The organism is Mesorhizobium amorphae (genome assembly GCF_014843845.1).
Classification (GTDB): domain Bacteria; phylum Pseudomonadota; class Alphaproteobacteria; order Rhizobiales; family Rhizobiaceae; genus Mesorhizobium; species Mesorhizobium amorphae_A.
This window is the reverse complement of the sequence record NZ_JHQS01000102.1, coordinates 1-1,030: the sequence shown is the minus strand read 5'-3', so window position 1 is coordinate 1,030 and position 1,030 is coordinate 1. Positions and strand designations below refer to the sequence as shown.

The window sequence follows — 1,030 nt, the reverse complement described above, 5'->3', positions numbered from 1 at the left end:
CTAGAGCCTTTCAGGTTTTGACGGAAGCATATCCGGCGTTTTCGAAGTAGTTACAGCATTCGTGGGGTTGGATGGTTGAGACGAGGTGTCCGATGTGTCGCCATGCGTCTTGGCTGGTTCGCTTTTGGGCGAGGCGCATCCAGTGCTTGATCTTGGCGAAGGCCTGCTCGATCGGGTTGAGGTCGGGCGAGTAGGGCGGCAGGTACCAGAGCCGTGCGCCGGCGGCCCGGATCATCTGACGGATGGCGGTCGACTTGTGGGAGCCGAGATTGTCCATGATAACGATGTCGCCGGGCTCGAGCACCGGCACGAGCTGCTGCTCGACATAGGCGCGGAAGCATTGGCCATTGATCGGCCCGTCGAAGACACAGGGTGCGGCGAGCCGGTCGCAGCGCAGCGCGCCGAGGAAGGTCAGGGTTTGCCAATGGCCGTGCGGAGCAAAGCTGCGCAGGCGCTTGCCTTTCGGTCCCCAGCCGCGCAGTGGCGCCATGTTGGTCTTGATCCAGGTCTCGTCGATGAAGACCAGGCGCCTCGGATCGAGGCCGGCCTGCCAGGATCGCCAGCGCTGTCGCCGCCGCGCAATGTCGGCGCGCGCCTGCTCAAGGGCGAACAGCGTTTTTTTTGAACCGCAGACCTTCGCGCCGCAGGAACCGCCACACCGCGTCGTGTGACACCTTCACGCCGCGCGCCGCAAGCTCGTCCTTCAGCCGATGCAGCGACAGATGCGGCGTTTGGTTGATCCGCTCCGCGATGAACACCCGGTGCGGCTCCAGAACACGCTTGCGGTGGCCGCCCATCTTGCCGGGCGCAACAGACCCGCTCGCCCGGTAGCGCTGCGACCACTTCACCGCCGACGACACGGCAATGCCGAAACGAGCCGCAACCGACCGGCAGCTCTCGCCTGCCTCAACTGCCGCAACAACACGCTGACGAAGATCGTTGGAAAGAGGTGCCGTCATCCGATGCTGGCCTCCAATCCAGCCAGCATCTTGAATCACAGATCACCCTAAAACGGAATCCCTTCCGATTC

1 protein-coding gene is annotated in these 1,030 nt (G+C 63.5%); it reads right to left on the bottom strand.

What is annotated here, in order from left to right; translation table 11 throughout:
- Positions 1 to 10: 10 nt before the first annotated feature.
- Positions 11 to 959 (bottom strand): IS630 family transposase gene (locus DH08_RS30205; protein ID WP_192182908.1). Its coding sequence is split into 2 segments (ribosomal slippage): positions 11 to 622 and positions 624 to 959, totalling 948 coding nucleotides; the frame shifts between segments, so codons are not numbered across the junction.
- Positions 960 to 1,030 lie beyond the last annotated feature (71 nt).